Origin of the sequence: Methylophaga muralis (genome assembly GCF_001720165.1) — a bacterium.
In the GTDB taxonomy this organism is placed as follows: Bacteria; Pseudomonadota; Gammaproteobacteria; order Nitrosococcales; family Methylophagaceae; genus Methylophaga; species Methylophaga muralis.
The window spans coordinates 1-8,252 of sequence record NZ_MCRI01000056.1; the positions used below are offsets into that span (position 1 = coordinate 1).

The 8,252-nt window shown below is 43.0% G+C and carries 5 protein-coding genes; 3 read left to right on the forward strand and 2 right to left on the reverse strand.

What is annotated here, in order from left to right; genetic code table 11:
• Window positions 1–27: 27 nt before the first annotated feature.
• Complete coding sequence (locus tag A9E74_RS13010) at window positions 28–2,499, forward strand: protoglobin domain-containing protein (protein WP_069297035.1); 2,472 nt, start codon at window positions 28–30, stop codon at window positions 2,497–2,499.
• A gap of 115 nt (window positions 2,500–2,614) precedes the next feature.
• A complete protein-coding gene (locus A9E74_RS14970) occupies window positions 2,615–2,950 on the forward strand; it encodes an EAL domain-containing protein (RefSeq protein ID WP_281198108.1) in 336 nt (111 codons plus the stop codon).
• Here A9E74_RS14970 and A9E74_RS13025 read toward each other — a convergent pair.
• Window positions 2,947–4,230 carry a GGDEF domain-containing protein gene (locus A9E74_RS13025; protein WP_069297038.1) on the reverse strand — a complete coding sequence of 428 codons (1,284 nt, stop codon included), beginning with the start codon at window positions 4,228–4,230 and terminating at the stop codon, window positions 2,947–2,949. The two genes, A9E74_RS14970 and A9E74_RS13025, sit on opposite strands and share 4 nt — an antisense overlap.
• A gap of 211 nt (window positions 4,231–4,441) precedes the next feature.
• Here A9E74_RS13025 and A9E74_RS13030 point away from each other — a divergent pair, with 211 nt between their 5' ends.
• Window positions 4,442–4,660, forward strand: coding sequence for a YgdI/YgdR family lipoprotein (locus A9E74_RS13030; protein ID WP_069297039.1), 219 nt, complete (start codon window positions 4,442–4,444; stop codon window positions 4,658–4,660).
• A 33-nt stretch (window positions 4,661–4,693) separates the two neighbouring features.
• On the opposite strand, the gene A9E74_RS13035 is transcribed toward A9E74_RS13030, so the two are convergent.
• Window positions 4,694–8,032 carry a bifunctional diguanylate cyclase/phosphodiesterase gene (locus A9E74_RS13035; RefSeq protein WP_069297040.1) on the reverse strand — a complete coding sequence of 1,113 codons (3,339 nt, stop codon included), beginning with the start codon at window positions 8,030–8,032 and terminating at the stop codon, window positions 4,694–4,696.
• Between the last annotated feature and the right edge of the window lie 220 nt (window positions 8,033–8,252).

The window sequence follows — 8,252 nt, forward strand, 5'->3', positions numbered from 1 at the left end:
CTGCTCTCAAAAAAATGGATGTTTAGGATGATGCATGCAATGGACGCCGTATTCAGGCACACAGCTCTTGATGAAACCAGTTTTCAGGACCGTAAAGATTTAATTCGATTACGAAATGAAGATAAAGAGCTACTTTGTGCCTTGCATATCCCTCTCCAAGCTTATGAAACAGAGTTAATAAACTCATTTTACGACCATTTGATGTCATTCGATTTTGCCCAGGACTTACTGGCAGATCCTCAAGTAAGAGCCCGACTACAATCCACCCAAAAAACTTATTTTCGTAGACTGACTGCAGGTGTCTATGATCTGGATTATGCAAAAGATCGTATTCGTGTAGGTATTGCCCATGAACGAGTGGGTCTAACGACGCAGTGGTACATTGGTTCGTATGCCGTTTATCTTGAACTGACCAGTCATTACATTGCCAAAATTCTCACTCAATCGCCTGAGTTAATTGAACCCTCCATCAACGCGTTATACAAAGTTGCCTTACTGGATATCACCCTGGCATTTGATGCGTATATGTATGCCAGTCACGAGTCGATTCAGGCTGCCAGGCAAGAGGTTTCAGATAAATATGACGATCAATTAAAACTGCAGCAAACCATCGATCGAATTCAAAAAGCTTTTATTCTAAATCCATCATATGACAGTGCTTTGGAATTGCTGTTAAATGAACTGATAGAGTTCACCAATAGCGATTTTGGTCTGATTGGTGATGTACTACTTGACGAGAACCATGCCCGTTATCTCAAACTTCGAGCGCTAACCAATATTGCTTGGAACGAGGAAACCCGGGCGTTGTATGAATCCAATCAGGCTAATGGACTGGAGTTTCATAATCACCATAACCTGCTTGGCAGCGTCATGACCACGGGCAAACCGGTTATTTCCAATTCACCAAACTCAGATAGTCGTTCGGGTGGTGTTCCCGAAGGCCATCCGGTATTGAACTCCTATCTCGGTCTTCCGTTTTATCACAATGGCAATATTGTCGGCATGATTGGTCTAGCCAATGCCAAGGATGGGTATAGCGAGAATACAGTAGAACGTCTTAGTCCCATTCTAGAAACGCTTGAAAGCTTGTATGAGGCTAGAAAAATTCGCGATCAATTAACCGAAACGCTGCATGAAAATGATGAGTTACGCCAGCAAAACGAAATGCAAATTGCGATTTTATTGCAAAAGTCGGCTGATGCTATTGGCATCATCAACAAAGATATGGTCATCACCGAATGCAATGATGCCGCGGTTAAGCTTTATGGCGCGTCATCACGTCAGGATTTGATAGGCCTGTCTCCATTAAAAATTTCTTCTTCGAACCAACCTGGTGGCTCCAGTAAAAAACTTGCTAAACAATACATTTCCAAAGCATTGACCGAAGGCTATCAACGATTTGAATGGCTACAAAATACTGTTCATGGTGAAAATACGCCGACGGAAGTGACGCTGACTCCTGTTATTTATCATGGTGAAGCTTGCATTCAGGTGGTTTGGCGCGACTTGACTGAGATACGAGCAAAAGAAAATAGAATTAAGCAATTGGCGTATTTTGATGAACTAACGGGGCTTGCAAACAAAAATCTGTTTACGGATCGCGTTAAACATCTGCTGGAACTCTCTAAACGCTTCAACTACACCATTGCGATTGTTTACCTTGACCTGGTCAATCATGAAGACGTCAAAGAAACGCTCGGCTATATTGCTGGCGATGCTTTGCTTTATGCTGTTGGTCGACGTATTGCCAGTACCATCCGAAGTGCCGATACACTTGCACACTGCGTTTTTAATGGTGACCACAAAGCGTTTGATATTGATCATCGGGCAATTGATCGGGAGTTTGACTCGCTCGCCAGAATCAATGGTGAAGTTTTTGCCTTGGCAGCAGTAGTGAAATCAGCCGATGCTGCTGCAATGATGGTGTCGCGATTGCAAGATACTTTAAAGGCACCTTTCACGATTGCAGACGCCAAAGTAATGGTGAATACCAGAACTGGTATCGCCTTGTATCCTCAGGATGCCGAAACGTTTGAAACACTCACCAGGGGTGCTGCTATCGCCTTGGATATTGCAAAAGAAAAACTTCAGTCCAGTTACTTTTTTAACGTTCAACTCGGCGAGGAAATTCAACGTCGTTCCCTCATCGCCAAACGAATTGAGTATTCGCTGAAATTTGATCCCGAAAGTTTTTCTATCCGAATTCAACCACAAGTTAATACTCAAACTCGTCAAATTACCGGCGCCGAAATATTGTTACGCTGGAATGACGGCACTCTAGGTAGTGTTCCTCCAGGCATTTTCATTCCTATTGCCGAAGAGCGTGGCTTGATCAATGAAGTCACTAAATTGGTTATTCAGTTAACTTGCAATGCACTACTCTCCTGGAAAAAACAAGGTTATGCTTTATTTGAGGATCGGGGGATTCGGATGGCAATCAATATCTCTGCAAAAAGCATTGATAATTTGCTTTTCATTGATGAATTTATTGCGAGGTAAAACAATTGGGTTTGAGTCCGGCGGATTTTGAGCTGGAGTTGACTGAAACTGGAATCATGCATGATCCAGAAACCGCCATAGAAATTATTAAAAAACTCAAACAGGAAACTTTGTTCTGGCGATTGATGATTTTGGTATGGGACATTCCTCGCTCAGTTACCTGCGAAACATTGAAGCTGACATTCTAAAAATCGATATGTTTTATATCCGTAATATGCTCAACGATAGTAAAAACATGGCTATCGTTAAAACCATCATTTCGACAGCGCAGATTTTTGGTATGAAGACTTTGGCTGAAGGTGTTGAAGATGTAGAAACCGCTAATGCATTAAAAGTATTGGGCTGCGATTATGCTCAGGGCTACTTTTACTCATACCCCCTTACTATCAGTGAATTTGAAGAGAAATGGATTAAACATAACCACAATTCCCAAAGTGGCTTGAATAGCTAAAAAATACAGTTTTTCCCGCGTTTTTTAGCTTTGTACATCGCCTCATCGGCCGCAGCGATAAGCTGAGTGATTTGCTCACCCTGTTCCGGAAAAATCGATATACCAATACTCACTGAAAGTTCTATTTTATGGCTTTGCCATTCATAAGGTTCTGATAACACTAAACGGATTTTTTCAGCGACATTGAATGCGCCTTGGCGATTGTCGATGTTATCAAGCAACACCACAAATTCATCCCCACCAAACCTTACTACGGTGTCCGTTTCACGCACACAACCAGTAATACGCTGTGCAGCTTCTTTTAATAATTGATCGCCTGCCGCATGCCCGTAGGTATCGTTTGCCTCTTTAAATTTATCCAGATCCAAATACATTAGGGCAAAGTGGTTTTGTTCACGCTTGGCTCTTAACAATGAACGCTGCACACGATCCTGGAAAAGTTCGCGATTGGGCAACCCTGTCAGTGCATCGTATAAAGCCAGATGTTGCAGTCGCTCAAATCGCTGGTGACGCTCGATAGCGGTGGCGACCTGTAAAGCTGTAAAGGTTAATAACGCTCGATCATTTTCATTCAGCGAATAGTCCTCATCCATTAATGCCAGTGCGATGATTCCCTCAGACTCATCATCAAACACCAATGGCACCATTAACATTAATTTGCCATCGACTATTTGCAACGCTATTTCATTCTCACCAGCAATGCGAAACAGCAACTCTGTTGTCAGCATATTCAAACAACCGCCAACACTTTCAAAAACCGTTAGCCATCGCTCATCATTCGGTGCTGAGATAGCAATGCCAAATGTAGCGATAGCAAGATGAACATCGAGATGAAATAGAATCTGCGTACAGATCTGTTTGATGCCGTTAGTTCGATGTGCCGTATCTGAAATGGCAATAAGGGAATTTTGCATCGCCTCGGCGGCTTTGATGCGAGTAATATCGCGGGCGACACCAAGACGCATTTTATGTGTGTCTGACCAACTGGTAGACCACAGCAGATGCACGACTTGACCATCTTTACGAATATAGCGGTTCTCAAAATCCAAGACCTGTTTGTCTTGCATCACGGTATAGATACTATGTTGGGTTTTATCCTGATCATCAGGATGCAGAAAATCCAGCATTTTTTTGCCGATTAATTCTTCTACTGGATAACCAAAAACACGTTGCGCGCCATTACTGACATAGATGATGTGACTGTCTTCATCTACCGCACAAATCGCATCGAGCAGTAGGTCTACATATTCACTAAAAGAGTCCAGCAGAGGTTTATCCATGGCACATTCTTACGTGTTGGTGGGCATCTGACAAGCGTCTTGCCACATGTTATCCACAATTCGCCGCACATATTATCCTAAATACTTTAGGAAATTATCCATGAGTAAGTTCAACATTTCACCCCTATGTCAGGAAAAACCTCATGAAACCATACCCAGTTGGAATCGTCCTAATTAAAACAATTTCGTTTTTTCTCTCCAGGAGGTACTTATGAGGCAGTCCTTAGTCACTGTAATTTTTGCTATTTTGCTTGTCGGTTTGGCAGGTTGCGCCAACAATCACATTATTGCGACCAATGATGGTCAGATGATTGATAGTGCAACAAAACCAGAATTAAACAATGAAACCGGCATGGTGGAATATAAAGATAGTGAAGGTAAAGAAAACCAGATCCCTATCGAAGATGTGAGTTCAATTAAGGAGCGTTAAATCTTATGGCGGGCTTCGGCCCGCCACCAAATGTTAGTTTTCAAAGCAACCTTTTGAATAATTTTTGTAGTCAAAACGCTTTTCGACATCTTCACTCGACATCGGTTTGGCATACAGATAACCCTGAATTTCATCACAGCCATGTAGTTTGAGAAAATCACATTGCGCCTGCGTTTCCACACCTTCGGCAAGTACATTAAGCCGTAATTGTCGGGCCAGAATAATCGTGGTTTGCACAATGCTCATATCGTCGGCATCTGTCGGAATGCCATCGATGAATGAACGATCAATCTTCAGTCGATCAAACGGAAAACGTTTCAGATAGGCCAGGCTTGAGTAGCCCGTTCCATAATCATCAAGTGCAAGACAGATACCCATTTCATGCAGTGAATTCAATATCACAATCGCCTGTTCGGGGTTTTGCATGGCACTGGACTCGGTCACTTCCAACTCAAGTAAGTTAGCCGGACACTGTGTTTCCTCAAGGATTCGTTTGACATCAATGGCTAAGCCATCATAGTCGAGTTGTCTGCGAGATAGATTCACTGCCATGCGGAAATTTGATTTACCGGCATCAAACCATTTTTTTGCTTGAGTACAGGCTGTTCGCAACACCCAGTTACCGATAGGTAAAATCAATCCGGTTTCTTCTGCTACCGGAATAAAATCTACCGGCGAGATAATGCCAAGTTCAGGATGTGACCATCTCAATAATGCTTCTGTACCGATGCATTCTCCCGAAGCTAAATCCATCAGTGGTTGATAATGTAAATACAGCTGATTGTTATCCATTGCACTGCGTAGATCATTTTCCAGCTGCAATCGTGCATGCACTCGGTCATCCAGATCAGGACTGAAAAAACGATATACGCCACGTCCCTGCTCTTTTGCTAGATAAAGCGCTGTGTCAGCATATTTCATTAAGATTTCGGCGTTATCCGCATCACGTGGACAGAGGCTGATGCCAACACTGGCGTTTATATGCAGCTGACGACCCAAAACACTGAAAGGTGCTGAAAGTACGTCAAGCAGCTTGCTGGCAACATGAGCAGCATCTTCCGCTGTGCCCAGGCTTGGTAGCAGGATTAGAAATTCGTCGCCACCTACACGACCAATCGTATCTTCTTCTCGTAATACCCCAAGCAATCTTGAACCGACTTGTTGTAACAATAAATCACCGGCCTGATGACCAAGTGAGTCGTTGATGGTCTTGAATCGATCCAGATCCAGGAATAACACAGCCAAGATTTCAGGGTGGCGAACAGCATGGGTAATGGCATGTTCCAGACGATTCAATGTTAGCAATCTGTTTGGTAATGCTGTCAGCGAGTCATGATAGGCAAGATATTCAATATGCGCTTCTTGTTCTTTGCGTTCGGTGATGTCTTGTGCCGTTCCGGCGATCCGATAGATTTCACCCATATCATTTCTGATCGGAAACGCTTGCTGGTGAATATGCCGGATACTGCGATCTGGACGCATGATTCGAAACTCGATATCGAACTCACCAGAGACCTTAGCTTTTGATAGCGCATTGACAACGATTTCAAGGTCAACCGGAAAAATCGTTTTCAGCCATTGTGAAGGATTCTCGTAAAGGGGATCGCAGCTGCTTCCCCATATAGTCTGATATGCCGGACTAATGTAAAGAATCTTATCCATGGCAAGATTAGACAACCACACCACTTCTTCAATGTTATCGGCTAACTGTCTGAAACGTTCATCTTGCTCTCGCATAGCATTTTCGACAGCTTTTCTTTCTGTGATGTTATGCGTTAAAGCCAGGTTGTAGCCGATACCACCATATTCAAAATAATTGGCATTCACTTCAACCGGAATCAGCTTGCCCGTTTTTGTTATATGTCGAGTTTCCAAACGTATAGAACGTTGCTGCATTAGTTCATGCCAATGTTCGTCCCATTCACGCTGCTGCGTATCTGGATCAACCTGAGGAACAGACATAGTGAGCAGTTGTTCATAACTGTACCCCATAGTTTTACAGGTTTCATCGTTTACATAACGAATACGTCCCTTAGCATCCAACAGATAGATACATTCACTTACCTGATTAATGGCAAAGTTTAATAAAGCGATGCTTTGTTCAGACTTTTTCTGCTCGTCAATATTCTCTATTTGAGAGACGAAATACAGAGGTTGGTTATTGGCGTCTCTGACGATACTAGTAGTCAGTCTCGCCCAGAAATATTTGCCATTACGATGAAGGTAACGTTTTTCGAGCTGCATAAACGGAATTTCATCTGCAAGCAATCGCTCAAGCTCTGATTGCCCATTCTGCAAATCCTCAGGATGGGTCATTTCCTGATAACTGAGTTTCAGTAATTCAGCTTCGGAGTAGCCAAACATTTCATAGATCGAAGGGTTGGCCCTCAACCATTGCCCCGTTAGCGAGAGAATGCCCATGCCGATAGCGGCAAATTCAAAAGCTTGTCGGAAGCGTTCATCACTTTCGCGTTGCTCGCGAGAGATCAGCAAACTGGTCAAGCCGTCAGATATTCGATGGCCTATTTCATTGAATAAACGTTTTTCGTCGTTACTCCATACTCGTGCATAAGAACATTGATGTAAACCAAATACCCATGGTTTGCCGAGTTTAGGATAGATTGCCGTACCAATTAACGAGCGTACTTGATAATCCTTGATGACATCAGGTGAATCGGGACTATCAACATCTAATTGGAAGGTCACCGGTTCGCTGGCTGACAAGAAAGTTGTCATGGTCTCAGCCATATGAGCAAACATCGGATATTCTTCCCCAGCCTGCATTCCCCCCGGATATTCTGGCGTTGTCTGCTCCATGGGGACACTCCATGTCGCACTTTGCGGATCGCAAGGGTAAACCAGCCATGCCCGATCACAATCAAAGCAGCTTAGAATAGCCTCAAGCACATCACTCATCATCTGTTCGAGATTATTGGTGCCTTGAATTGCCCGATTAACCTGATCCATACATTCAAGAAAATGTAGATGCGCCTGATTTTCCTGCTCTGCCCGTTTTATCTCGGTGATATTTTGAAAATACCCATGCCAAACGATGCCCTTTTCATCAATAACTTCTGGCATGGCTTTGCAGTCAACCAGAACTTCACCCTTATGAGGGTGTAAAACACGCCACACACGATTTAACGGCTGCATTGCTTGGGCAGATTCAGACATTTCCTGCAGAATTTTTGCCCGGTCTTCGTGGTGAATACGTTCCCAGGCATATGAAGGATTTTCGATTATCGTCTCTGCATTCAAACCAAAAATATCAACAATTATCGCAGTGCTGTCGAGTATGGCTAACTGATTATTTTCTTGCAGACAAAACTTCACAATCGCAACCGGTGAAGTATCGGCTAAACGACTAATCACGGTTAGGGTTCTGATAAGTTTTGGAAGAGCGGTTCATTGGAAATTTATTCGATACCTTAATCAACAATAAAAATAGGTTATTGATTTTTATAATTTGTGGGACTGTTTGATAAGACTATACGATTGAAAACAGAGGCTCATCAGACCGGAAAATATTTACTGAATGAGAACGTTAAGATCTATTTAACAATTATCACCCTAAAATCCTGGGCATGTTAGG

Coding starts and splice junctions, on each gene's coding strand:
- A9E74_RS13010 (WP_069297035.1), top strand. CDS start 28: ATGATGCATGCAATGGACGCCGTATTCAGGCACACAGCTCTTGATGAA.
- A9E74_RS13025 (WP_069297038.1), bottom strand. CDS start 4,230: ATGGATAAACCTCTGCTGGACTCTTTTAGTGAATATGTAGACCTACTG.
- A9E74_RS13030 (WP_069297039.1), top strand. CDS start 4,442: ATGAGGCAGTCCTTAGTCACTGTAATTTTTGCTATTTTGCTTGTCGGT.